Genomic DNA, 24847 nt, shown 5'->3' with positions numbered 1-24847 from the left:
CATTGCGCCCTTGAAATTATGATCTAACAGGTGAAAGATAAGGTTTTTCAGAGTGCATAGACATCTCGTTTTGTTGTCTAAATGCTATATACTCTTCTTCGCTTAATTTTTTTATGTTAGCTATAGTGATCTTAAGAGGTGTGATACCTGAGAGTGGGTCGTGGTCTTGTGCGTTTGCGAGCTCATTGCCGTCAGCCTCACTATAGTGGAAAGTCGTAAATATCGTACTCTCTCTAAGGTCAGGATTTACACGAAGCTTAGCTGCGATCCTGCCGCGTTTGTTCTCTACCATTGCATAGCAGCCATCTTCTAGCTCTCTTTCTCTTGCGATATCAGGGCTTACTTCGATTAGCGGACCTTCGATGCCAGCACCATACTCTAGCGGTGGGCACTCTCTAGTCATCGTTCCTGTATGGTAGTGATAAACTTTTCTACCTGTTGTAAATAAGCAAGGATAGACCTCATCTGGTACTTCGCTCATCGCACCTGAGCCTACTGGATAGCCATCAGGTATATGCATTTTGGCTTTAAATTCAGCCTCCATGCTTGCACGCTTATCTTTATCGTCAGCGTAAAGTACTGGAGCTAGGCGGAATTTACCATCAGGTAGCATTGATTTGTGATCAGTATAAAGATCAGGTGTGCCTGGGTGATCTTCATCAGGGCATGGCCAGCTGATGCCACCTAGTTTTTCAAGTCTATAGTAGCTGATACCGCCAAAGAATTTAGGCATTAGTTTTCTAAGCTCATCCCAAACCTCTTCTGCACTTAAGAAGTCAAATCCCTCAAGTCCCATAGCTTTTGCGATGTTACAAACTACTTTCCAGTCAGGTTCTACACCACCTACTGGCTCACTTGCTTTTCTGGTTCTTTGAACGCGGCGAGATGTGTTGATAAATGTTCCATCTTTCTCACCCCAACCAGCTGCAGGTAAGACGACATCGGCTTTTTGAGCACTTTCAGTAAAGAATAGATCTTGCACAATAAAGCAGTCTAGGTGGTGTGTAGCATGCACAAAGTGCTCTGTCCAAGGGTCACTCATAACAGGGTTTTCGCCATAAACGTAAAGCACTTTTAGCTCGCCGCTATCCATCTTATCAGGTGCGTATGTTAGTTTAAAGCCAGGCACTGGATTAAGCTCGAAGTGCCAAACTTTGCGAGCTTGCTCTTGTGCATAAGCGCTATTTACTGCACCTGCTGGGATGACGTTAGGAAGTGCTCCCATGTCGCATGCGCCTTGGACATTGTTTTGACCACGAAGTGGATTTACTCCAGCGCCTTTTTTACCTAAATTTCCTGTTAGGATCGCTAAATTTGAGAGTGAGAATACATTTGATGTGCCGTCGCTAAACTGAGTAATACCCATAGTGTAGCAAATAGCAGCACTGCCAGCTTTTGCATACATCCTAGCAGCCTCAGTGATAAGCTCTTTTTTGACGCCAGTCTCACGCTCAAATCTCTCAGGAGTGAAATCTTTTACCGCTTCTTTTAGGTACTCAAAACCCTCTGCATATTTTTCGATAAATTCTGTATCTTGTAAATTTTCAGAGATGATGACATTCATCATTGTGTTTAGTGTTTTGATATTTGAGCCAACTGGAATTTGCAAGAATATATCGGCTTTTTTAGCCATATCGGTGCGTTTTGGATCCACAACGATCATTTTTGCACCACGCTCTAAGCCTCTTTGCATCTGCATAGCGATGATCGGGTGGCATTCGCTTGTATTTGTGCCTATTAGTAGAAATACATCTGTGTCAGTCGCAAACTCAACAAGATCGTTTGTCATTGTTCCGTTTCCAAGGGTGCTGGCAAGACCTGCCACTGTTGGAGCGTGTCAAAGACGAGCGCAGTGATCTACGTTGTTACTTCCTAAAGCGCGAAAGAATTTTTGAAATACATAGTTGTCTTCGTTGTTTGAACGAGCTGAACTAAAGCCCATGATAGAGCTTGGACCATATTTTTCTACGCTATTTTTAAAAGTCTTTCCTAAAAATTCATAAACCTCTTCAAAACTTACCTCTTCAAGTTTGCCGTGTTTATTAAACTCACCGTTTAGTTTTCTCATCATTGGTTTTGTTAAACGTTTTGGAGAATTTACAAATTCCCAACCAAACATACCTTTTAAGCACAACTCACCGTCATTTACATGATGGTTGTCTGTTGGCTTCGCATCGACTATCCTACCGTTTTCTACGATAAGGTCTATGCCGCAACCAGTTCCGCAATACGGACAGGTTGTTTGAACAATCTTTTGCATAGATTTCCTTTCAAGTAATATTTCTAATAGTTCGGTTATTATATACCTTATAAAATAAAAGTAGTTTTAAAATTAATTATTTTATTTAAAAAAATTTTAAGTAATATGCAAAATTTGCATATTACTTTTACACTGAATTTACGGAGCTTTTTAACATTTTTTGTCTTATTTTAAATTTGGTTTTTAGCTTAAATGATTAAAAAATAAATTTAAAGATTATGAAAATTTATAAAAAATGGGCGATTGCTCGCCCATTGTATTAGTTTTTGCGTGTGTTTGCGTCTGGAGTGAAAAGTGGCTTGTCAAGAAGTTTAAAGTCGCCTATAAATTTCTGACCCTCTTCGCTTGTCGCCCATTTTATAAATTTCTCTGCATTCTCGATGTCAGTTTTAGGGCAGTGTTTTGGATTTACTGCGATTAGAGAGTAGAAGTTTTTAAGGTCGTTGTCGCCCTCATTGATGATGACCATCTCAGGATGACCTTTTTGATTTGCTTCATATTTAATGTAAGTACCGCGGTCAGTAAATGTGACGCCTTTTTGCTCAGCAGCAGCATTTATCGTAGCTAGCATGCCTTGACCTGTTTGCATATACCAGCTATCTTTTTCAGGGACTTCACCAGCGATCTTTTTCCAGATGCCTTTTTCTTTATTGTCTGTGCCTGATTTGTCGCCACGTGAGAAGAATTTGATACCATCTTTTTTGATAAGTTCAAAACTTTGTTTGATATCTTTACCTTTAAATTTATCAGCGATTGATTTATCAGCGATAACGACGAAGTCATTGTACATTACGGCATTTCTTTTTAAGCCAAAGCCTTTTTCTACAAATTCTTTCTCAACTTTTGGTGAGTGAACGAAAAGTATGTCAGCGTTGCAGTCTTCGCCAAGCTTTAGTGCAGCACCCGTACCAACAGCTGTCCATTTTATATCAACACCTGTTTTTGCCTTATAAGCTGGGTAGATCGCATCAAGCAAGCCAGTGTTATCTGTACTTGTTGTAGTCGCCATGATTAGTTCATTGTCAGCGCCAAACGCCAAAACTGCGGCTGCTAGTGAGCCTAAAATAATCTTTTTCATTTTTCTCCTTTAAAAAAAATTGTGATATTATAGCACATTTAAAATAATCTTAAGAAATATGCTAGGAAAGAATAATTGGATTTTTTACTTAATGGCTTTGCAGAAGCCTTTAATCTACTTTTAAACGGCAACCTTGAAACATATTCAGCCATCAAGGCTACTCTTTACACATCAAGCGTGTCGATACTTCTTGCCGTTCTTGTGGGCTTTCCGCTTGGTTTCATGCTTGGCTTTTATGACTTTAGGGGCCGAAAAATTTTGCGCCTTTTAAGTGACACGGCTCTTGCCATGCCAACAGTTGCGATCGGCCTTATCTTATACGCGTTTATCACTAGAAATGGCCCGCTTGGCAGCTTAAATTTACTCTTTACGCTAAAAGCAGTCATGCTGGGTCAGTTTGTGCTCGCCCTTCCTATCATCATCTCGCTTACTGCAAGCGTGGTTGAAAATATGGAGAAAAAGCACTATCTAACTATTCTAAATTTACGCCTTGCGCCGGCAAAGCTAGTTTGCTGTGTGCTTTACGAGCTGCGCTACGCTCTCATGGTCGTCATCGCCACTGCATACGGCAGGATCGTGGCTGAAGTGGGCGTTGCGATGATGATAGGTGGCAACATCAAGTACTTTACCAGAACGATCACCACAGCCGTTTCGCTTGAGACGAACAAGGGTGAATTTGCCATGGGTATAGCGCTTGCCATGGTTTTGATATTTATCGCATTTTTAGTAAATTTAGCGATCTTTGCGCTCAAAAAACTAGACAAATAGGAGCAAATTTTGATAAAGATAAGAAATTTACACCTAAGCTATGGCAAAAGCGAGATCCTAAATATCCCAAGCCTTGATATAAATACCAAAAAGATAACCGCTCTAATGGGTAGTAATGGCAGTGGAAAAAGCACGCTAATAAGAGTGCTCTCGCGTCTGCAAAGCCCAGATAGCGGCGAAATTTCACTTTGGGGTGAAAATAGGCCGAGCCTTGAAATGCTGCGCAAAATTTGCGTTTTGCTGCCTGAGCCTGCCCTTTTAAAAAGAAGCGTTAAAGAAAATTTCAAAGTCATCTTAAAAAGTAGAAATTTACTAAGCGAATTTGATGAGCGAATCAGCGAAGCACTAGCTCTCGTGGGACTTGATGAGAAATTTTTAGACAAGCGCCACTTTGAGCTAAGCTCTGGTCAGACGCAGCGCATCGCATTTGCACTTGCACTTTCTTTAAGGGTGCCATTTTATCTACTTGATGAGCCGACAAATAGCGTTGATATCGCCACTTCAAAGCTCTTTAGCAAGGCTATAAATTTGATGCACGAGAGATATGGCTGCGGCTTTGTCATCGCAAGTCACGACGAGAAGTGGCTTAGTATGCTAGCAAACGAGTGCGTGTTTTTACACAAAGGAAGGGTCTGCGAGTTTGAATACAAAAATATCTTTGAGATAGAGGGTGGCGTGCTAAGCTTTGGTGGTGGCGCACGGCTAAATTTGCCTTCAAATTTTAAAGGCAAAAGCAAGATCACGATCAATCCAAGCAAGATAAAAATTTCTAAAACAGGTGGAGAGGGTCAAATTTCAGGGGTTTTACACTCAGCCTCGCTTTACATGGGCGATGAAAAGCTTTTGAAGGTCAAAGTTGGCGACTTTTTGATCAAAATTTTTAGCCACGATGATGAAATTACAAAGATCGGAGAGCGAGTATTTTTAGAATTTGAAGATGGCTCGATGCTCGCTTTGGAGTAAAATTTACTCCCACTCTTTAAATTTAGCCCAAATTTAAAAATGGATATCAATAAACAGCTAAATTTTAATAATCCTGCTAAAAAATCATATCTTATATAACTCCCTAAAAATGGCGTTTTTAAATATGCAATTAAGGCATATTTAAGCTTTTTTTAACTTTTCTAATTTATTTTATTTTAAGCCACATTAATAAGGCAATTAATTGTATAGTTTCAGTGTCGTTAAAAAACTATTTAAGGAAAAAGGTGAGCACAAAAGAGGAATTTGCAGCTGGCAGAAAACTTTACTACGCTACTTTCTCTAAATTCTTCGTATTTAGTGAAGATGAAAAGAGATTTGACAGTCTTAGTAAAATGCTTGATCTCATAGAAGAATACAGCCTAAATGATGAAGTATCGCGAGCTGCTACTAATATAAAAAGTAAATTTGATGAAAAAAATCCAGAGAATTTGATCACCGAATTTGATGACATTTTTCACACTCCGCCAAGTCCGCTTCGAAATTCGCTCTCTTTTTACGATGAGGGTTATGAAGTGGGTCATGCTTGTGCTGATGTGCGTAAAATTTTGGCTAAGACAAACATCAGAAGAGATGAGAGTAAATTTAAAGAGAATGAAGATAATGTAGGCTTTGTCTTTACACTTATGAACGAGTTTATCGGTAAATTTGACGAGTGCGAAGAGGAGCTTTTTAAAAATATTATAAATCCAAACATTGATGAGTTTATAGAGAATTTATATGAGCATAAAAATAGTGAAATTTACAAGGATGTGGCCGTTTTGCTAAACGAATTTATCGCGTTTGAGCGCGTGGCACTAAACTCACCAAAACCAGTCAAGATAGACCACAAAAAGAGCGATGGTCTTTCAAGATCTGAAAGCATAAGAAGAGAAAAAAATAGGATAAGAAAACTAAGAACGGAGGGTACATATGCAAAATAGACGCGAATTTCTAAAAAAAGTCGGTCTAGTTGGCGCTGTGGCAGCAAGTGGTGCGGTAGCAGCAAATGCTAATGAAAATTTAAAATCAGGAAAGAGTAAAAAGACCGAAGTGCTTTATAAAAGAAGCAAAAACTGGGAACTTTACTACAAACAAGCAAAATAAAATTTGATAGAAACTTAAGAAAGGATGAAAATGTCTGAAGCTAGATTAAACACTACGCCAAACAACATCGGCCGTAGATCGTTTTTAAAAATGGCTGCATTAGCAAGTACTTGTGGAGCGGCCGGCTTTGCAGCAAGCAATGTCACAAGAGAAGCAACAGCTCAAGAGATGGCAAACCCATTTCCAGACTCAAAAATAGTAAAAACTGTCTGCACAGTTTGCTCTGTAGGATGCGGAGTGCTAGCAGAGGTAGAAAATGGTGCATGGGTACGTCAAGAAGTAGCACAAGATCACCCAGTAAGTGCTGGTGGTCACTGCTGTAAAGGTGCAGACGTTATCGATATGGTGCGCTCACACTGCCGTGTAAAATATCCGATGAAAAAAGTTGGCGGCAAGTGGCAACGCATCTCTATGACGCAAGCACTTGACGAGATCGGCGCAAAGCTAAAAGCTTACCGCGAGAAAAATCCAGAGCAAGTAATGTTTCTAGGATCAGCAAAAGATAGCAACGAGCAGAGCTACTATATCAGTAAATTCTCTGCGATGTTTGGGACAAACAACCTAGATCACCAAGCAAGAATTTGACATAGCGCAACAGTCGCCGGTGTGGCGAATACGTGGGGTTATGGAGCTATGACAAATCACCTTGGAGATATTCAAAACGCGAAGTCTATCTTTATAATCGGCGCAAATCCAGCGGTAAATCACCCAGTTGGCTTTAGGCACTTTTTAAAAGCAAAAGAGAATAATGGCGCAAAACTAATCGTTGTCGATCCAAGATACACAAGAACTGCGGCAAAGGCTGATTATTTCGCACAAATTCGCCCAGGCACAGACATACCATTTATGTATGGCATGATGAATCTCATCTTTGAAAATGGCTGGGAAGATAAGAAATTTATAGATGAGCGCACATACGGCATCGATGAGATCCGCAAAGAGGCTGCAAAATGGACACCAGAAGTCGTTGAAGATGTGACTGGAGTGCCAGCTGCAACGCTAAAAGAGATCACAGAAATTTATGCTAAAAACCGCCCTGGCTCAGTCGTTTGGGCGATGGGTCTAACTCAGCACACAATAGGCAGCTCAAATACTCGTATAGCTCCGATCTTGCAACTAGTTCTTGGCAACATGGGCGTAAGTGGCGGCGGATGCAACATCCTAAGAGGCCACGACAACGTTCAAGGCGCTAGCGACATGGCAAACGCACCTGATAGCTTGCCTGGATACTACGCTAAAAACGAAGGCACTTGGAAGTACTTCGCTAAGATGTGGAAAGTAGACTACGAGTGGCTACAAGGCAACTTTGTAAAACCAGAGTGGATGATGAAGCCTGGATTTACCCTAGCTCGCTGGTGGGCTGGTGTGCTTGATGGTAAAGATGGCAACGACGCTATTGAAAACGCAGGCGATAGCCTAAAAGCTCTTGTGGTTATAGGTAACGGCATAACATCTACTGCGCAACAAGCAAAGGTTCAAGAGGGTCTTGACGGACTTGAGCTTTTAGTGCTTATGGATCCATTTGTAAATGATGCTGGCGTTATCACTAATAAAAAAGATGGCGTTTATCTTCTCCCAGCAGCAACTCAATACGAAACTAGCGGCACAGTAGTAGCTACAAACAGAAGTGGTCAATGGAGAAGCCAAGTATGTAAGCCACTTTATGAGAGCATGCCAGATCATGAAGTTTTATTTGAACTAGCTAAACGCATAGGCTTCTATGATGAGCTAACTCGCACTATAAGGGACGCTGATGGCAAGATAGAGTGGCCAGAAGCTGCTACCCGCGAGATAGCAAATATCGTAAAAAGCATCGGACTTACAGGCTGGACACCTGAGCGCCTAAAACGTCACCAAGAGAACTGGGATAAATTTGATGAAAAAACACTTATGGGCAAAGAGGGCACTGACGTAGCTGGTGAGTATTACGGCTTGCCATGGCCTTGCTGGACGGAAAAACACCCTGGTAGTCCAAATTTATATGATATAAGCAAACCAGTAATGCAAGGTGGTATGGGATTTAGAAACCGCTTCGGCTTAGAGCATAACGGCGTTAATCAGCTTGCTGCAATGGGCTCTGCTCCAGAGCAAGGCGTGATAAATGGCGGATATCCTGAGATAACTAAGAAAAATATCGAAGAGGTTCTTGGCATAAAACTTACAGATGAAGAGCGTGAAAAAATGGGCGCTACATGGGCGACTGATGGCAGTGGCATAATCGCTGAAAAATGTATGCAAAAAGGCATAGCTCCATACGGCAACGCACGTGCTAGAGCGATAGTTTGGACATTTGTTGATCAGATCCCTCAGCATAGAGAGCCTATCCACTCACAGCGTCAAGATCTTGCGCAAAAATATCCAAGCTTTGAGGATAAACCAAATCACTACCGCGTCTATACGAAGTATAAGAGTTTGCAACAAAGCAAGGACTTCTCAAAAGAATTCCCTATCAACCTTATTACAGCTCGTCTCGTAAATTTCAGTGGTGCTGGTATGGAGACGCGTGCTAGTAAGTATCTATCACGCATTACGCCTGAGATGTTTGCCGACATCCACCCAGAGCTAGCGGCTAAACATGGCATTAAAAATTGGGATTTTGTTTGGGTTTATTCACCTGAGGGCACTAAGATCAAGGTTCGTGCAAGGATCGTGCCATCGGTCAAGCCTAATATGATCTTCTTGCCATTCCACTGGGCTGGATATATGCAAGGTGTTGATATGACTGGAAATTTCCCAGAAGGAACTTTGCCATTTGCGGTTGGTGAGAGTGCAAATACCGTAACAAACTATGGATATGATATAGTCACTCAAATTCCAGAAACAAAAGGCGGTCTTTGCCGCATAGAAAGGGCATAATATGAGCGCATTTAACGATAATAATAGACTTAAATTTTACTGCGACACAGATAGGTGCATTGATTGCAACGGTTGCGCGGTAGCGTGTGATGAAGCTCATGAGTTGCCTATCGGCGTTAGAAGACGCCGCGTCGTCACACTAAATGAAGGTGTGCCAGGTAAAGAAATTTCAACGTCAATAGCATGTATGCACTGCGAAGATGCACCTTGTTCGCTTGTTTGTCCGGTTGATTGTTTCTACATCAGAGCTGATGGCATCGTGCTTCACGATAAAGACATTTGTATAGGTTGTGGATACTGCTTATATGCTTGCCCATTTGGTGCACCGCAATTCCCTAAAGATGGTGCGTTTGGTGCAAGAGGCGTAATGGATAAATGCACCATGTGTGCAGGCGGTCCGCTACCAACTAATAGCGAAGAAGAGCGCGAAGTATATGGACAAGATAGAATTTCTGAGGGCAAAGTGCCAGTTTGTGCTGCGATGTGCTCTACAAAGGCTTTGTTGGTTGGCGAGTCAGATGTGATCGAAAAAATCTACAATGACAGAGTTGCTGCAAGAGGTTATGGCGAAAAAGACCTAAAACAAACTACTGTTTGGAAGATCGCTTACTACGCTGGCGACAGACTAAAACTAAAAGCGTAAATTTATAGGTGCTTTTTGCACCTATAAAATTTGTTATTTTCTCTAATTTTATACTTTAAGAAATATGCCTATTTTGCATATTAAATTTTAACTCTAATGGCGTTTATTTCGTATCAAAATGCGTTTAAGCTTTTTGCTTTGTTTAAGCAAGTTTTTACTACAATCCAAAATTAAATTTAGCTTTTTGGGCTATCATTTGTGAAAACTTCAAGGAGCAAGATGGAACCGATTTATAAAACGCAGATCATCAAATATAAAGGCGAGCAAAAAGCGCAGGTTGATGATATTTTGGTGCGTGAGATCAAGCTTGAAATTTACATAAATGACAAAAAATTTGGTGCCGTTATGGCAACGCCAACAGATCAAAAGGCGCTTGCTGTGGGCTATTTGATCAGCGAAAATGTCATCACAAAGCCAGAGGACATAACTGAAGTTAGGCTCTCAAACGACGAGCTAAGCGTCTATGTAAGTGCCAAAGTGAATGAAAAACGCCTAGAGCAGTTTGACGAAGAGAAGGTCATAATAAGTGGCTGCGGCAGAAGCTCAACGGCAAATATCGACCCACAGGCGATGGCGGCAAGAGCCGTAAAAAGCGAGGCTAAATTTAACAAAGATATGATCCTTGCGCAGATGAGGGAGTTTTACACGCAGTGCGAGCTTTATGAGATGACTGGCTGCGTGCATACTGCAAAGCTTTTTGTAAGCGAAGATAAATTTTACATAGGCGAGGATATCGCTCAGCACAATACGATCGACAAAGCCGTTGGCAAGGCCGTTTTAGACGGAGCTAACTTAGCAAATTCATTTTTGATGGTGAGTGGCAGGCTTAGTTCAGAGATGGTCGCAAAGGCCGTTATGCACGGCATCCCAGCGCTTATCTCAAGGACAGCACCAACTAGCCTTGGCGTGGTGATCGCTCGTAAATTTGAGCTCACGCTTTGCGGCTTTGCAAGGGGCGAAAATATCAACGTTTATAGCGGCGAAGAGAGAATTTATGAGTAAAAATTTAGAAGAGCTAATAAAACAAACGCTAAATAAAAGCGGCAAACTTGACTGCGGCACGGCTTTTAAGATCGCAAATAAGCTTGGCATAGAAGTCGGCGAAGTGAGCGACGAGGCAACCAGACTTGGCATCAAGATAGATAACTGCGAGCTTGGACAGTTTGGTGGCTTGGATAAAGACCGCGGTAAATTTACATTGTCACTAAAACTAAAAGAAGTGAGCGACGAAAAAGGTAGAGTTTTTTGCAAAGATGCAAGGGAGATGGCGGCGGCTAATGGCGGACTAAAGACCATGCGCTCGACGCTTAGAGACTACGGCTTTGACGTGAAGTACTGTCAGCTAGGCTGTTTTAAGGAAAAGAAAGGCAAAAAGATGAGAGTAAAGACAAAAACTTGGATAGAAAACGACGAGGGCGAGCTTATATTTGGCAAGGGTAAAACCGAAGTTTTAGACGTTATAGCCGAGGTTGGCTCGATATCAAAGGCAGCTGAAATTTTAGGTATGAACTATAAAAAATGCTGGTCGCATCTGCAAATTTTGCAAAAGAATTTAAAAGAAGATCTCTTTACGACCAAGCAAGGCGGCGGAGATAGCGCTGGCACTACGCTAAATGATAGAGCACACGAGCTTATAAACGCCTATAAACAGCTTCAAAACGACATTGAAGACTACGCAAATAAGCGTTTTAAAGAGCTATTTTTAAAACAAGATGAGAAGAAAAACGATAAAAAATAAACCAAATTTTTAAAAGGAGAAAACATGTATGTAAAACTAAACGACAGGACTTATCTAAACAAAGATAAGATCACTAGAATCAAGATCGATAGCGTTCAAGACGGCATTCGTATCCGTTTCTATGAGGGTGCAAACCAAGTTGCTAAGAGCCAAAGATTTGAGAGTGAAGCAAAAGCTAACGAGTGGTTAGAAAAAAACTTCTTAAACAAATAAACACGCGAGTGGGCGCCCCTGCCCGCTTGTAACCTCACTTTATACAAAATTTCACTATAATCGCGCTTTTAGCCAAAGGAAAAATCGTGCCAACCATAGATGAAGTAAGAAAAAATATCATTTTAAAAGATGGAATTTACTATTTTGACTACACGGCCTCAGGCCTTGCCTATGCGCCTATCGAAGATGAAATTTCAAAATTTTTAAAAACCTACGCAAACACTCACTCAGATAGCAGCTCGAGTGCTGTGCTAACGCAAAAACGCTACGAAAACGCAAGGGCTGAGCTAAAAGAGCTTTTGGGGCTTGATGAGAGCTTTTATCTAATAGCAACAGGTCAAGGCGCAACGGCTGCGATAAAGAAATTTCAGGAGATAATGGGAATTTATCTACCGCCAACCACAAGAGCCTTGATCGGCGAAGCAAATTTAAGAAGCGTAAATTTACCGCTCGTGCTTGTTGGCCCATATGAGCACCACTCAAATGAGATCAGCTTTCGCGAGGGACTTTGCGACTGCGAGCGCATCGGACTTGATGAAAACGGCGAGATAGACTACGTGATGCTTGAGAGGACGCTAAAACTAAACGCAAAAAGAAAGATCATCGCCTGCTTTAGCGCCGCCTCAAATGTCACAGGCGTGAAAACCGACTACAAGAGAATTTACTCGCTCGTTAAGAAATTTGGCGGAGTGGTGGCATTTGACTGCGCAGCAACCAGCTCGCATGAAATTTTAGATGCCGATTACTTTGACGCAGCCTTTTTTTCGCCTCACAAGCTACTTGGCGGAGTTGGTAGTTGTGGTCTTTTAGCGATCAAAAAAGAGCTTTATACAAGCGATATACCAAGCTTTGCAGGTGGCGGCACCATCGCTCTTGCTACGCCCTCAAAACACCTTTTTATAAAAAACGTCGAGCAGCTTGAAGAGGCTGGCACGCCATCTATCTTGGGGCTAGTGCGAGCAAGCCTAGCTTACAGCCTGCAAGCAAGTGTCGGAGTAGAAAATATCAAAGCTCGCGAAGATGAACTGGCAAATTTCTTTGAAAAAGAGCTTAGCAGTATCGAAGATATCACCATTTATGGCCCTAAAAATGCAGAAAAACTGCCTATTTTTTCATTTAATGTGCGAGACATTTCGCCATATGACTTTGCCGCAACACTTAGCAATAACTACGGCATACAAAGCCGCGCTGGCGTGATGTGCGCTGGGCCTTATGCTTTTGATCTGCTGGGGCTTAAAGAGAATAAGATCTTAGAGAAAAAGCCAGGTTTTGTAAGGGTGAGTATGCACTACACGCACACAAAAGAGGACGTGTTCTATCTCATAAATGCTATAAAATCATCGGTCAAAAAGCACCGCGAGCTTTGGGGCGAGGAAAAAGCGTTGTATGAGATGTTTGGCGGGAAAATTTAGGTTAAATTTTTTGAGTTAAATTTAATATGTTTTGGAGATTAAGCGCTTTATTTTTAAACACCAGCACAGATACAACTAGCTATATCATAATCACATTGAAATTTTAAACGCTTTGCTTTAAATAGTTTTCGCAAAATTAGCTCTATTTTTTTAAATTTAAACCAGCTTATCTATATCAAATTTAGTCGGTCTGAAATAAAAATTTAAAATTTATCATAGCAACCCAGAAACCTAACCGCAAAGCAAAGCATATCTGCCCTCTTTCAAATTTGGCTTATAAATTTAGTAGCGGATACAACTTTTTATTTACTCAAATTTAAATATGAAAGCCACACAAATTTAATATCTTATGTGGTTAAAATTTACTAGCTTCAAAGTAGATAAATTTAGGCGTTTTTAAATTTAAAAGATGAAATTTCAAATTTTTACTTTGAAATTTCATCTTTTATCTTTTGATAAAGCTCTAAAATTTCATCTTTTTTGATGATAAAACTATTTTTATTTGCGATCAGATAGGCTGAGCTTTGCATGATATCAACAGCCACTTTTAGCCCATTTTGCTTCATGGTTGAGCCAGTCTCGACCACATCTACGATCGCATCACTTAGCCCGACAAGCGGTGCTAACTCGATCGAGCCATAAAGCTTGATGATCTTGACGCCAACGGCAAGCTTGGCAAAATAGTTTCTCGTGATATTTGGCATTTTTGTAGCGATCTTTAGCTCAGACCTTGAAAAATCAAGCTCCTCTTCGTTTTTTATGCCGATGCAGACCTTGCACTTGCCTATTTGCAGATCAAGCAGCCTCACCACATTTGGCTTATGTTCTTCAAGCACGTCAAGCCCGACCACGCCGATATCTGCGGCACCCTCGGTGACGTATGTTGGTATATCTTGGTTGCGAACCATTAAAAATCTAAAATTTCCCTCTTCAAGGATGAGTTTTCTATCCTCAAACATAAAGCTAGAGCCAAAAATCTTTCTAAAAATTTCTAGTGTATCTTCCGCGATCCTGCCTTTTGGCAAGGCTACTGTTATCATTTTAAAATTTCCTTTTTCTCATCGATTATTTTTTGCATGGCACGAAAGATCAGCATCTTGTCGCAAATGGCATTTTTAAAAAATTTAGATAAAAAGTCGCCATCTCCGCCAGTAAAATATACTTTTTTGCTGCCTGCAAGCTTTGAAATGAGCGTGATAATTGGCTTTATGATGCCGTAACTCACAGCATCGCTCGTCTTTTGAGGCAACGCATCGATGTCGATTTGCGAATTTAGTGTCACATCAAGGCGTGGTGAGATGCTTTTATAGGCATTTAACATGGTTGAGATGCCTGGCAAGATGTAACCGCCAAGATGAAGTGAGTTTGCCATTATATCAACGGTGATAGCACTTCCAGCATCTACTATAACGCCATCATTTATCATATAACAACCCGCTTTTCTATCTACTCCAAGCCCCTGATAGATCGTGTCTATCTCAAAGTAAGACTCTAAATTTACAAACATTTCGTCGTTATCTATCATGCGCAAAATTTCTTCATTTACACAGATAAAATAGACCTTTTCGTCTGGTATGTAGTTTTTAAATTCGCTAGTTTTTACGTGAGTGATCTTGCCATTTTGCAAAAAAGAGGCGTTGGTGTTGCCGATATCACACAAAATCATAACAACTCCAGCCTTTTTCTTTGAAGTAGTTTAGGGACTTTGAGCAAATTTGTGAGTTGTAGAAAATTACTCGTTTTTTTATCTTGGTTTGAAATTTCTCTTCAAATTTAGTGCAAATTTCATTTATCTCGCCGGCTTCTTTAAGTAAAAGCCTACTCTTTGCATTTCTTAAAAAAACGATCTCGTAGAAATTTTTTGTATCGACACCAAAAAACGCCTCAAGCGAGCGTTTCTTGGTAAATTCGCTAAGGTCAAGCCTTTTTAGATCCCTTAGCAAGATCTTTTTAGCTTCAAAAAGCTCCCAAATTTTTTGGTTCATTGCCCTAGATTAACATACTCGTTATCGTAGTAAAATGCGCCATTTCCCATGAAGCTTTTATCTTTTATCTCGTCGCTAAATTCATAAATTTCAGCTCCGCTAAGATCTAAATTTGTCTTTATTACATAGCCTGTTTTTTCGATGACATAGAGCTTGTTGTTGATGATAGTAGCCGCTGAGAAGATAGCAAATTTGAAATTTACCTTATTTTGCTCTTTTAGCATGAGGTCTGTTCTTACGATCGTGCCATCTTTTTTAAAGATGTAAATTTCATCGTTATGAACTAGCACGTCTTTGATCTCACCGTCATAATAAACTGTCTGGCTTGGGTTGATGACGATTAGTTTTTTGGCTGTTGCTGCGATTAGGTTATCGCCCTCAACGCCTAAAAATATGATGTTATTAAAGAAATTTTCAGAGCTTACGACAACGTCGCGTAAAATTCTACCACTATCTTTTTGCACGATGTAAATTTTGCCATCTAGTGCTGGATAGACGATGAGTGAGCTCATGAAGTAAGGTGCCACAACTCTTGAATCAACCGCTGCGATGTCAGAAGAGCTATACTCCATTAGTGTCGTAGCTGTGTTGATGTCGATTAGGTAAATGTGGTTTGATGCGCTGATAGCCGCAAGTTGGTTTTGATCAAGCGAGGCTGCTACGATCGCAGTTGGAAATTTACCGCTATAAACGCTGTGACCGCTAGGATCAGTAACGTTTAGATCGCCATTTATGCTAGCTGAGATGACAAAGCCGTTGTTTTCATTTAAGAAGTTGAAATTTTCAGGCAAGGTAACGCTTTTATTTAGCCCATTTTTAGTGATGATGTTGCCATTATCAAGCGTTGCGCCGTTTGCATTTGCTGATTTGATGTAAGAAGGAAGATCTTTTGACAAAGATATCTCACCAGAAGTTTGCGCAGGCTCAAAATATTGTCTTTTTGTGCCGCATCCGCTTAGAACTAAAGCCATGGCAAAGGCCAAGAATAGTGTAAGTTTTTTCATTATTTTATTCCCTGATAGTGTTTTAAATTTTTAACTAAAGTTTGAAGTTGTGAGTCAAGTGCGATCTTGTCAAATTCCACATTTGCCTCTTTGATTTTATTTTGTTTTAAAAGCTCAAAACCTTTTAAAAGTGCGTTGTATTCGCTTAAAATTTGAGTATTTGCATCGACAGTTTGTGAAAGAATGATATCTTTTACAATCGGATTTACTTTTAAATTTACAAGCTCGCTAATGCCTTTTGTATCGTTTTTATCGAGCATTTGTCCAAGTGAGAAAAGCGCATACATGCTTGGCTCTTTCTCTTTTAAAACATTTAAAGCGTTTGCGTCATTTGGGTTTAAGATAAGCTTTGAATAGGCTAAATTTGCCTCCTCAACCCTGTTGTCGTTTAAAACCTTACTAGCGTAAAATCCGATGAGTGCGACGATAGCTGCCACGCATAGCACGATCAGCAAAGTTTTGTATTTCCTAAAAAAACGCTCTCCCTTGATCATACTCTCAAGAAACTGCTCTTGGGCGTCGATCTCTTTTTTTATCTCGGTTAAGTCTTCTTTTATAGCCAACGTTTTTCCTTGCTTTTGAAAAATTTTAATTTGCAGATTTTAGCATAATTAAATTAAAAGTAGCCCAAAATTAAAGCTTGAATGTGATATAATGCCTCAAAATCAATTAAAAGGTTGCTTGATAATGCAAATAGACGACACTCTTTTAAATAAACTAGAAAAACTATCAGCATTACAAATTAATGATGAAAAAAGAGAAGAGATCAAGAAGCAATTAAGTGAAATCGTATCTTTTGTCGATGTTTTAAACGAGCTTGATCTAAGCAGCGATGAGGCCGTAGTTAGCTCTATAAAAGGTGGCACTCCGTTAAGAGAAGATGAGCCGCATTTAAGTAACGTTGTCGATGAAATTTTAAAGCACGCCCCTTCACGCGAAGGACACTTTTTTGCTGTGCCAAAGATCATAGAGTAAAATATGGATCTAATCGAACAACTCCAAGCAAAAGGCCTAAGCGCCGTTCAAACACCAGAAAGTAGCCTATCAGGCGACATCCAAACGCTTCTAAAAACCGTTGTTTTTAACAAAGCCAGTGACCTTCACCTAGTCTCAAGGTCTGAGCCTCAAATAAGGATAGATGGTACTTTAAGGCCACTTGAATTTGGCGTGTTAAGCGGCAAAGATATAGAAAATTTATGCTACGCGCTTATCACAGACGCCCAAAAAAGCGAGCTTGAGAACAACAAAGAGCTAGACTTTGCCATAGAGCTTCCAAATATCGGACGCTTTCGTGGCAACTACTATTATACGATGAATGGCGATCTAGCCGCGGCTTTTCGTATCATACCTATCGATATACCTTCGCTTGATGAGCTAAATGCGCCACAAATTTTTAAATATATCATCAAACGTGAAAAGGGCCTTATCCTAGTCACTGGACCAACAGGTAGCGGTAAGTCAACGACGCTTGCAGCGATGCTTAATGAGATAAATTTAAACTATAGAAAGCACATCATCACCGTTGAGGACCCAGTTGAGTTTGTACATAACAACAAAAAAGCGCTATTTTCACATAGAAACATAGGCACTGACACGCACTCTTACTCAAAAGCGCTAAAATTTGCACTTCGTGAAGACCCAGATATCATACTTGTGGGCGAGATGAGAGACAAAGAGACAGTCTCTACAGCTATAGGGGCGGCTGAGACTGGACACCTAGTCTTTGGTACGCTTCACACAAACTCAGCCATACAAACTATAAATAGGATCGTTGATAGCTTCGATGGAAGTGAGCAGCTTCAAGTAAGAAATATGCTTAGCGTTTCGCTAACTGCCGTCATCTCACAAAGTCTGATACCAAAAATAGGCGGCGGAAGGTGCGCTGTACATGAAATTTTGATAAATAACATGGCGATATCAAACTTGATACGCGAAAACAAAGTGCATCAAATTTACTCTCAAATGCAGCTAAATCAGCAACAAACTGGCATGAGCACGCAGACTCAAGCCCTGATGAAAGCGCTAAAAGAGGGCATGATTACAAAAGAAAATGCGCTAGCCTACTCGACTAGCCAGCAAGAACTTCAAAATTTAATAGGAACTGTATGATGGATTTAGTAACTTGGTTTGACATTATCGTCATCGCCCTTGTCTTGATGCTGGGCGTAAAGGGCATAATAAATGGCCTCATAAAAGAGACTTTTGGGCTCATCGGACTTATCGGCGGTTTAGTTGTTGCTAGCAGGTTTTCAGATGTGGCTGAGGGTTTTATAAGTAAAAATATCTATAAATTTGAAAATGCTTCATTTTTACAATTTGTCGCATTTATCGGACTTTGGCTAGTTTTTTGGCTAGTTTGTCTGCTAGTTGGTAAATTTTTATCAAAGATAGTTTCAGTAAGTGGACTTGGCTTTTTAGACAGGCTTGGTGGATTTGTCATGGGAAGTGGCAAAATTTTCCTCACATTTTCTGCAGTTGTTGCCGTAATGTCAGGCACTTCGCTAAACAAAATGATCGAGCCATACTTTACAAATAGCAAAGTCTATCCGCTTTTACTTGAAACTGGCAGATGGATAACAAACGTCGATATGAAAAATATCAAAAATGAGCTAGATGAAATGGTAGCAAGACCAAAGGATACAAACAAAACTGACGCGTTTATATCAATGGATGCAAATGCGAGCACAAATACCGACACAAACGTCACCAAAGGGGAGTGAGATGATAGAAAATTTAGAATACGATGCCTTGCTTGAGAAATTTAAAAGAGTTCTTCGCGACAATGGTTTAAAATATACAAAACAACGTGAAATTTTGCTAAAAACACTTTATAACAACGACGAACACTTTACGCCAGAGAGGCTATATCTTTTTATAAAAGAGACCTACCCTGAGCTAAATATCGGCATCGCAACCGTTTATAGAACGCTAAATTTACTTGAAGAATCAGAGATGGTAACATCTATCAGCTTTGGTTCGCAAGGTAAGAAATTTGAGCTTGCCACAAAGCCACACCACGACCACATGATATGCAGAAAGTGCGGCCTTATCATAGAATTTGAAGATCCTATGATAGAAAAAAGGCAAATAAGCATTGCAAAAGAGCATGGCTTTAAACTAACTGGTCACATGATGCAGCTTTATGGAATTTGCGAAAAATGTTCAAAAAATAATATAAAGGGAAAGTAAGGTGATATTTGACAACCAACATGAAATTCAAAGATTAGAAAGCATAGATGAGCTTAGAAATTTAGGCATAAATCCATATCCACATTTTCTTAGAAGAGATATGAATATCTCTAAATTTAGACTTAAATTTAACTATATAAAAGATACAGAAGAGAAAAAAGCAGAGGGGCAGCTAGTAGGTCTTGCTGGAAGGATAAAGCTGATCCGTGACGCTGGTAAAGCGGTCTTTGCAAACATCGAAGACGAAAATGGAAATTTACAAATTTACTTTAGCAATAAGACGCTTGATCCAGAGTGGTTTAAAATCGTTAAGAAATATGTAGAAATAGGCGATATCGTCTATGTTAGAGGCTACGCTTTTATAACAAAAACTGGCGAATTTTCAATGCATGTAAATGAGCTTAGCTTAGCTACAAAATCAATAAGTCCGCTTCCTGAGAAGTACCACGGGCTAGTTGATGTTGAGACAAGATATCGCCAAAGATACCTTGATATGATAATGAACCCTGAAGTTAGGGCTGATTTTAAAAAGCGCTCGGTGATTATAAGCACGATTAGAAGATTTTTTGAAGAAAAGGGCTTTTTAGAGGTTGAAACTCCGATGCTTCACCCAATAGCTGGCGGCGCAAATGCAAAACCATTTGTGACATTTCACAACGCTCTTGGAGTTGAGAGATACCTAAGAATCGCTCCCGAGCTATATCTAAAACGTCTTGTAGTTGGTGGTTTTGAGGCTGTTTATGAGATGAATAGAAACTTCAGAAATGAGGGTATGGACCTAACCCACAACCCTGAATTTACAAGTATCGAGTTTTACTGGGCATATCACAACTACCACGATTTAATGGGCATCACAGAGGATCTATTTAATGTCATTTTAGAAAAACTTGGTATGGAGAAGGTGATAAATTTTGATGGTATGGAGATTGATTTTAGCAAGCCATTTAAACGCATAAGCTATAAAAAAGCCTTAGTTGAGATAGGCGGACTTGCTGAAGATGTGGTAAATGATAAGGATAAAATTTTAGCAAAACTAAGAGCTGACGGCTTTGAAGCAAACGAGAAGCTTGACCTTGGACACTTGCAGGCTGAACTCTTTGATAACTACGTAGAGAGTAAGCTAATACACCCAACTTTTGTCATCGACTATCCGATCTCTATTAGCCCACTTTCAAGAAGAAGCGACGCAAATCCTGATGTGGCAGAGAGATTTGAGCTATTTATCGCTGGTAGAGAGCTAGCGAATGGCTTTAACGAGCTAAATGATCCAATCGATCAATACAACCGCTTTAAAGCGCAGATCGACGCTAAAAACGCAGGCGATGACGAGGCTCACGAGATGGACGAGGACTATGTAAAAGCCCTAGGATACGGCATGCCACCAGTTGCAGGCGAAGGCATAGGCATCGACAGACTTGTTATGCTTTTAACAGATAAAAAATCAATACGCGACGTTGTCCTCTTCCCAGCGATGAGGCCACTAAAAACTGAGACAAAGGAGAACGAAAAATGAGTTTGCAAAGCTACGATAAAGATATTTACGACCTAGTAAATTTAGAGTTAAAACGCCAGTGTGATCACCTTGAGATGATCGCTAGCGAAAATTTCACATATACAGATGTTATGGAGGTGATGGGCTCAATCCTAACAAACAAATACGCCGAAGGCTATCCTGGAAAGAGATATTATGGTGGCTGCGAATTTGTCGATGAGATCGAGCAGATCGCTATCGATAGATGTAAAGAGCTTTTTGGATGTGAATTTGCAAACGTTCAACCAAACTCAGGCTCTCAGGCAAACCAAGGTGTTTACGGAGCTTTGCTTAACCCAGGCGATAAAATTTTAGGCATGGATCTAAGCCACGGCGGACACCTAACTCACGGCGCAAAGGTAAGCAGCTCTGGCAAGATGTATGAGAGCTTCTTTTATGGCGTAGAGCTTGATGGTCGCATAAACTACGATAGAGTTATGGATATCGCAAAGATAGTAAAACCAAAGATGATCGTTTGCGGCGCGAGCGCATACACAAGGGAGATCGAGTTTAAGAAATTTAGAGAGATAGCTGATGCAGTTGGTGCGATACTCTTTGCAGACGTAGCTCACATCGCTGGCCTTGTAGTGGCTGGTGAACATCAAAGTCCTTTCCCGCACTGCGACGTCGTAAGCTCAACTACGCACAAAACTCTAAGAGGCCCAAGAGGCGGTATCATCATGACAAACAACGAAGAGTACGCTAAAAAGATAAACTCTTCTATCTTCCCAGGCATCCAAGGTGGCCCACTAGTTCACGTCATAGCTGGCAAGGCAGTTGGCTTTAAACACAACCTTAGCCCTGAGTGGAAAATTTACGCTAAACAAGTAAAGGCAAATGCTAAAAAACTTGGCGAAGTTTTAATAAATAGAGGCTTTGATCTAGTAAGTGGCGGTACTGATAACCACCTGATATTAATGAGCTTCTTAAACCGCGATTTTAGCGGAAAAGACGCTGACATCGCACTAGGAAATGCTGGCATAACAGTAAACAAAAACACAGTTCCAGGTGAGACAAGAAGTCCGTTTATCACAAGCGGCATACGTGTAGGTAGCCCAGCTCTTACAGCACGCGGCATGAAAGAGGCTGAATTTGAGCTAATAGCAAACAAGATAGCCGACGTGCTAAGCGACATCAACAACACATCTTTACAAGAGAAGATCAAGGGCGAGCTAAAAGAGCTAGCTCATAAATTTATAATCTACGATAAAGCGACATTTTGATGCAAAGTATTGATACATCTCTTATAAAGATAATAACGACCCACTACTACATCAAACGTGACACGATCGTCAATAAGATAGAGTATAAGGGCAAAATTTTCTTTGATAAATTTGAAAAGATCAATGAACCACTAACTTATAGTGTCATGAAAGAGCATGAGGATGGCAAAGCTATAATCGCCCACTCGCTAATCAATGCAAGTGACAAGGTCGAAAACATAGTCTTTGACTACAACGGCAGAACTCCAGATAGGTTTTGGCATAGAGCGCAGCTTCTTTTAAGAGAAGAAGGCTTTATAAATTTCACAGCCTATGAGACTAAGACCCCAGGACATTTGCACCTTTATGTGCATAAAGGTCACACTACGCTAAATGAAGCTTGCACGCTTGCAAATATGCTAAGCGCAAAGCTTTCACAAAAGTTAGCCAAAGAGTGGAGAATGTTCCCAAATCAAGATATGCCAAAAGAATTTAACATCCTAACTTTGCCATATAACCTCTATCAAAAAGAGCGCGGAGCAAGTTGGTCAAAATATATGTAAGGAGAGATAATGGAAAACGAAGAGTTAAAAGATATACTTTTAGAAAAAGATGATGAGGCAAAGGGCGCAAAACTAAAGAAACTTCTTATGTTTATAGCAGCTCTTGTTATACTATTTTTAATCATCATCGTAGCCATGAAGCTTATAAACTCAGGCGACTCAACACAAGCACAAAACGAAGCTGACTCAAGACTAGTTCTGCCTCCAGTGCCAGCAGAGCAGCCAGTCGATACACAGGTGCCTGCACAAGATACAAATTCAGATGTTAAAAAAGGCGATACTCAGCTTTTCGAGCAAGTGCCTATCGTGCCTGAAAATAAGCAGCAAGATGATTTTGAAGATATGATCAAAAAGCTAAAAGATAAAGAAGGTGCAAAATCAGCTCCTAAAACTGAAGAGCCAAAAGAGGTAGTAAAAGCTGTCGAGCATCCAGCTGAAGCACCTAAAAAAGCTGAAACAAAAGTAGAAGCTCCAGCTAAAAAAGCTGAAACAAAAAACGAAGCTAAAGCAGAGAAAAAAACTGAAGCAAAGCCAGCCAAAACTGAGGCAAAAACCGAGAAGAAAGCTGAAACTAAAGCTGAGAAAAAACCTGAAACTAAGGTAGAAAAAAAAGCTGAAACTCCTGCAAAAGTAGAAAAAGTAGAGAAAAAAGCTGAAGCTCCAGCAAAAGCCGAGAGCGTCGCAAAAGGCTCTTATGTACAAGTATTTGCAACTAGCAAATTTAACCCAAATGCCGACTATATGAAAAAAATAGCAGCCAAAGGATATAGCTATAAGACTATAAAAGCTGGCGAGCTAACTAAAATTTTAGTTGGTCCATTTGATGAAAAAGGGCTACAAAAAGCTGTAAATGACATAAGAAAAGATGTTAATAAAGACGCTTTTGTCTTTAGAGCAAAATGAAAACCTTCGCAGTTTTTGGAGATCCGATAGCTCACTCGGTATCTCCAAGACTACACAACAAAGCCATTGCCGATCTAGCTCTTGATGCCCTATATACTAGGGTTTTGCTAAAAGATGGCAATGAGCTAATCAATAAATTTAGATCCCTAAAACTAAACGGCGCAAATGTCACACTCCCGCATAAAGAATTTGCTCTAAATTTAGCCGACGACGCCTCAGAAGCAGCACGTAAAATAGGCTCTGCAAACACTTTAGTGCTAAAAAATGAGAAAATTTATGCCTACAACACTGACGCACCTGGCTTTTTAAAAGCGATATCAAATTTTAAAGAGGCAAAAAGCGCCATCATCCTTGGAGCTGGAGGCACTGCAAACGCCATAGCCTACGCACTTAGATCACAAAACATAGATGTTTGCATACTAAATAGAAGCAAGGTAAGACTTGATAAATTTAAAGATCGCTACGAGTGCTTTAGCTGGGATGATTATAAAGAGCATAAATTTGATCTAGTGGTAAATTCGACCTCAGCAGGGCTAAAAGATGATCTTTTGCCAGCACCAAAAGAGATTTTAGATGGCATTTTAAAAAGCGCTAAATTTGCATTTGATGTGATATACGGCAAAGAGACGCCATTTTTAAAAGAGGTAAAAAGGCAAAATTTAGCATGCAAAGACGGAGCTGATATGCTCTTGTATCAAGCGGTTTTAGCGTTAAATTTATTTTACAATGGCAGCCTTGATGAGAAAAGGATAGAAATTTCTATGCGAGAGGCTTTGAGTTTATAAGGCTTGCAAGAGTGCATTAAACAAAATGGAAAAATCATCAAGCTTGATAAATAAGGCTCTAAAGCTTAGCGATATAAATTTCAACTCCTTTAGCCACTCTAAAAACTGGATAGGCTTTTTTGAGATAGAGGATGAATATTGGGCTTCTGGCGTAGATACTGCGCTAAAGCTTTTTGATAAATATTTTTATAAATTTAAAAATGAAACATTTGTCATAAGCGCCTTAAACTACGACGATACTAACTTGGGCGATGAAGCGCTTGAGGTAAAAACTTTGCACGATAAATTTAAAAAGCTAGGCATCTTACAAGAGCCAAATAAGCACTTTGATCTTGGTTTAAATAGTGAGATTTTGCTGCCTGCTATCTGCCTTAGGATAGATGCTTTGAGATTTGATGAGATCAAAGATCTGGCTAAACTACTCATGCTCTATACATACTCCTTAAATGAGTGGTGCTTTTTTATCTTTCCAAACCTAAATTTAGCGCTTTATCCGCATGATGAGAAGGGCTTTGGCTGCATAGGACTAAATGACGATATAAAAAATGGACTAAATTTTTTAGAGTTTTGTAAAAAAGAGAAAAATGCAAAGGTTGTTATAAAAGAGCAAATAAATTTTAAAATCAAACAAAACTAAAAAGCCTCCCTTG

General features: G+C 40.1%; 27 protein-coding genes. 20 read left to right on the top strand and 7 right to left on the bottom strand.

The annotated features are described in order from the left end of the window. Positions 1-16: 16 nt before the first annotated feature. On the bottom strand, positions 17-2260 hold the full coding sequence (locus tag FZ945_RS10650; protein ID WP_410369047.1) for a molybdopterin oxidoreductase family protein: 2244 nt from the start codon (positions 2258-2260) through the stop codon (positions 17-19). 259 nt (positions 2261-2519) lie between these two features. Then, positions 2520-3338, bottom strand: coding sequence for a tungstate ABC transporter substrate-binding protein TupA (gene tupA, locus FZ945_RS07175; RefSeq protein ID WP_002941321.1), 819 nt, complete (start codon positions 3336-3338; stop codon positions 2520-2522). 75 nt (positions 3339-3413) lie between these two features. Between tupA and tupB the strand changes: the two genes are divergently transcribed. The 10 genes from tupB (at position 3414) to FZ945_RS07125 (ending at position 13035) form a co-directional block, all read left to right on the top strand. Continuing rightward, the gene (tupB, locus tag FZ945_RS07170) at positions 3414-4106 is read left to right on the top strand and encodes a tungstate ABC transporter permease TupB (RefSeq protein ID WP_103581934.1); all 693 of its coding nucleotides are present in this window, start codon (positions 3414-3416) and stop codon (positions 4104-4106) included. Between the two features lie 9 nt (positions 4107-4115). Continuing rightward, positions 4116-5069 carry a tungstate ABC transporter ATP-binding protein TupC gene (tupC, locus tag FZ945_RS07165; protein ID WP_148803548.1) on the top strand — a complete coding sequence of 318 codons (954 nt, stop codon included), beginning with the start codon at positions 4116-4118 and terminating at the stop codon, positions 5067-5069. Between the two features lie 245 nt (positions 5070-5314). Beyond that, on the top strand, positions 5315-6010 hold the full coding sequence (locus FZ945_RS07160; protein ID WP_148803546.1) for a TorD/DmsD family molecular chaperone: 696 nt from the start codon (positions 5315-5317) through the stop codon (positions 6008-6010). Further along, positions 6000-6173: a twin-arginine translocation signal domain-containing protein gene (locus tag FZ945_RS07155; protein WP_002941238.1), complete on the top strand. Its 174-nt coding sequence runs from the start codon at positions 6000-6002 to the stop codon at positions 6171-6173. The genes FZ945_RS07160 and FZ945_RS07155 overlap by 11 nt, the downstream gene beginning before the upstream one ends. Positions 6174-6203: 30 nt before the next feature. Beyond that, the gene (locus FZ945_RS07150; protein WP_080656674.1) at positions 6204-9029 is read left to right on the top strand and encodes a formate dehydrogenase subunit alpha; all 2826 of its coding nucleotides are present in this window, start codon (positions 6204-6206) and stop codon (positions 9027-9029) included. A gap of 1 nt (position 9030) precedes the next feature. Beyond that, entirely contained in the window at positions 9031-9672 is a 642-nt protein-coding gene (fdh3B, locus tag FZ945_RS07145) for a formate dehydrogenase FDH3 subunit beta (protein WP_103636027.1), read from the top strand. A 219-nt stretch (positions 9673-9891) separates the two neighbouring features. After that, entirely contained in the window at positions 9892-10674 is a 783-nt protein-coding gene (fdhD, locus tag FZ945_RS07140) for a formate dehydrogenase accessory sulfurtransferase FdhD (protein WP_148803544.1), read from the top strand. Continuing rightward, positions 10667-11410: a winged helix-turn-helix domain-containing protein gene (locus tag FZ945_RS07135; protein ID WP_002941311.1), complete on the top strand. Its 744-nt coding sequence runs from the start codon at positions 10667-10669 to the stop codon at positions 11408-11410. The genes fdhD and FZ945_RS07135 overlap by 8 nt, the downstream gene beginning before the upstream one ends. Positions 11411-11434: 24 nt before the next feature. Continuing rightward, positions 11435-11623 (top strand): hypothetical protein, encoded by a 189-nt coding sequence (locus tag FZ945_RS07130; protein ID WP_002941192.1) that lies wholly within the window; start codon positions 11435-11437, stop codon positions 11621-11623. An 86-nt stretch (positions 11624-11709) separates the two neighbouring features. Then, positions 11710-13035: an aminotransferase class V-fold PLP-dependent enzyme gene (locus FZ945_RS07125; protein WP_148803534.1), complete on the top strand. Its 1326-nt coding sequence runs from the start codon at positions 11710-11712 to the stop codon at positions 13033-13035. Positions 13036-13460: 425 nt separating this feature from the next. Here FZ945_RS07125 and hisG read toward each other — a convergent pair whose 3' ends face one another. The 5 genes from hisG to FZ945_RS07100 are packed head-to-tail and all read right to left on the bottom strand — an operon-like array spanning position 13461 to position 16587. Beyond that, complete coding sequence (gene hisG, locus FZ945_RS07120; RefSeq protein WP_148803532.1) at positions 13461-14075, bottom strand: ATP phosphoribosyltransferase; 615 nt, start codon at positions 14073-14075, stop codon at positions 13461-13463. Further along, complete coding sequence (locus FZ945_RS07115) at positions 14072-14701, bottom strand: type III pantothenate kinase (RefSeq protein WP_148803530.1); 630 nt, start codon at positions 14699-14701, stop codon at positions 14072-14074. The genes hisG and FZ945_RS07115 overlap by 4 nt, the downstream gene beginning before the upstream one ends. Beyond that, positions 14688-15020, bottom strand: coding sequence for a hypothetical protein (locus FZ945_RS07110; protein ID WP_148803528.1), 333 nt, complete (start codon positions 15018-15020; stop codon positions 14688-14690). The genes FZ945_RS07115 and FZ945_RS07110 overlap by 14 nt, the downstream gene beginning before the upstream one ends. After that, complete coding sequence (locus FZ945_RS07105) at positions 15017-16024, bottom strand: L-seryl-tRNA selenium transferase (protein WP_148803526.1); 1008 nt, start codon at positions 16022-16024, stop codon at positions 15017-15019. The genes FZ945_RS07110 and FZ945_RS07105 overlap by 4 nt, the downstream gene beginning before the upstream one ends. After that, positions 16024-16587 carry a hypothetical protein gene (locus FZ945_RS07100; RefSeq protein WP_148803524.1) on the bottom strand — a complete coding sequence of 188 codons (564 nt, stop codon included), beginning with the start codon at positions 16585-16587 and terminating at the stop codon, positions 16024-16026. Before FZ945_RS07100 ends, FZ945_RS07105 begins: the two co-directional genes overlap by 1 nt. A 124-nt stretch (positions 16588-16711) precedes the next feature. On the opposite strand from FZ945_RS07100, the gene gatC reads away from it, so the two are divergent. From gatC to FZ945_RS07050, 10 genes are read left to right on the top strand one after another with little or no spacing between them, the layout of a single operon-like run. Next, positions 16712-16999, top strand: coding sequence for an Asp-tRNA(Asn)/Glu-tRNA(Gln) amidotransferase subunit GatC (gene gatC / locus FZ945_RS07095; RefSeq protein WP_002941258.1), 288 nt, complete (start codon positions 16712-16714; stop codon positions 16997-16999). A gap of 3 nt (positions 17000-17002) precedes the next feature. Next, the gene (locus FZ945_RS07090; protein WP_148803522.1) at positions 17003-18133 is read left to right on the top strand and encodes a type IV pilus twitching motility protein PilT; all 1131 of its coding nucleotides are present in this window, start codon (positions 17003-17005) and stop codon (positions 18131-18133) included. Continuing rightward, a complete protein-coding gene (locus FZ945_RS07085) occupies positions 18133-18744 on the top strand; it encodes a CvpA family protein (RefSeq protein WP_148803562.1) in 612 nt (203 codons plus the stop codon). Before FZ945_RS07090 ends, FZ945_RS07085 begins: the two co-directional genes overlap by 1 nt. 1 nt (position 18745) lies before the next feature. Beyond that, positions 18746-19213, top strand: a complete 468-nt coding sequence (locus FZ945_RS07080; RefSeq protein ID WP_002941362.1) for a Fur family transcriptional regulator — start codon at positions 18746-18748, stop codon at positions 19211-19213. A gap of 4 nt (positions 19214-19217) precedes the next feature. Beyond that, the gene (gene lysS / locus FZ945_RS07075) at positions 19218-20726 is read left to right on the top strand and encodes a lysine--tRNA ligase (protein WP_262367189.1); all 1509 of its coding nucleotides are present in this window, start codon (positions 19218-19220) and stop codon (positions 20724-20726) included. After that, complete coding sequence (locus FZ945_RS07070; protein WP_148803518.1) at positions 20723-21967, top strand: serine hydroxymethyltransferase; 1245 nt, start codon at positions 20723-20725, stop codon at positions 21965-21967. Before lysS ends, FZ945_RS07070 begins: the two co-directional genes overlap by 4 nt. Continuing rightward, on the top strand, positions 21967-22509 hold the full coding sequence (locus FZ945_RS07065; RefSeq protein ID WP_103566701.1) for a DUF1882 domain-containing protein: 543 nt from the start codon (positions 21967-21969) through the stop codon (positions 22507-22509). Before FZ945_RS07070 ends, FZ945_RS07065 begins: the two co-directional genes overlap by 1 nt. Before the next feature lie 9 nt (positions 22510-22518). After that, positions 22519-23412 (top strand): SPOR domain-containing protein, encoded by an 894-nt coding sequence (locus FZ945_RS07060; protein WP_148803516.1) that lies wholly within the window; start codon positions 22519-22521, stop codon positions 23410-23412. Continuing rightward, positions 23409-24197 (top strand): shikimate dehydrogenase, encoded by a 789-nt coding sequence (locus FZ945_RS07055; RefSeq protein WP_148803513.1) that lies wholly within the window; start codon positions 23409-23411, stop codon positions 24195-24197. Before FZ945_RS07060 ends, FZ945_RS07055 begins: the two co-directional genes overlap by 4 nt. Positions 24198-24222: 25 nt before the next feature. Further along, positions 24223-24834 (top strand): hypothetical protein, encoded by a 612-nt coding sequence (locus FZ945_RS07050; protein ID WP_148803511.1) that lies wholly within the window; start codon positions 24223-24225, stop codon positions 24832-24834. The last annotated feature ends 13 nt before the right edge of the window (positions 24835-24847 follow it).

The organism is Campylobacter concisus (assembly GCF_902460535.1).
Taxonomy (GTDB): Bacteria; Campylobacterota; Campylobacteria; order Campylobacterales; family Campylobacteraceae; genus Campylobacter_A; species Campylobacter_A concisus_AS.
This window is presented reverse-complemented; position numbering and strand designations above follow the sequence as displayed.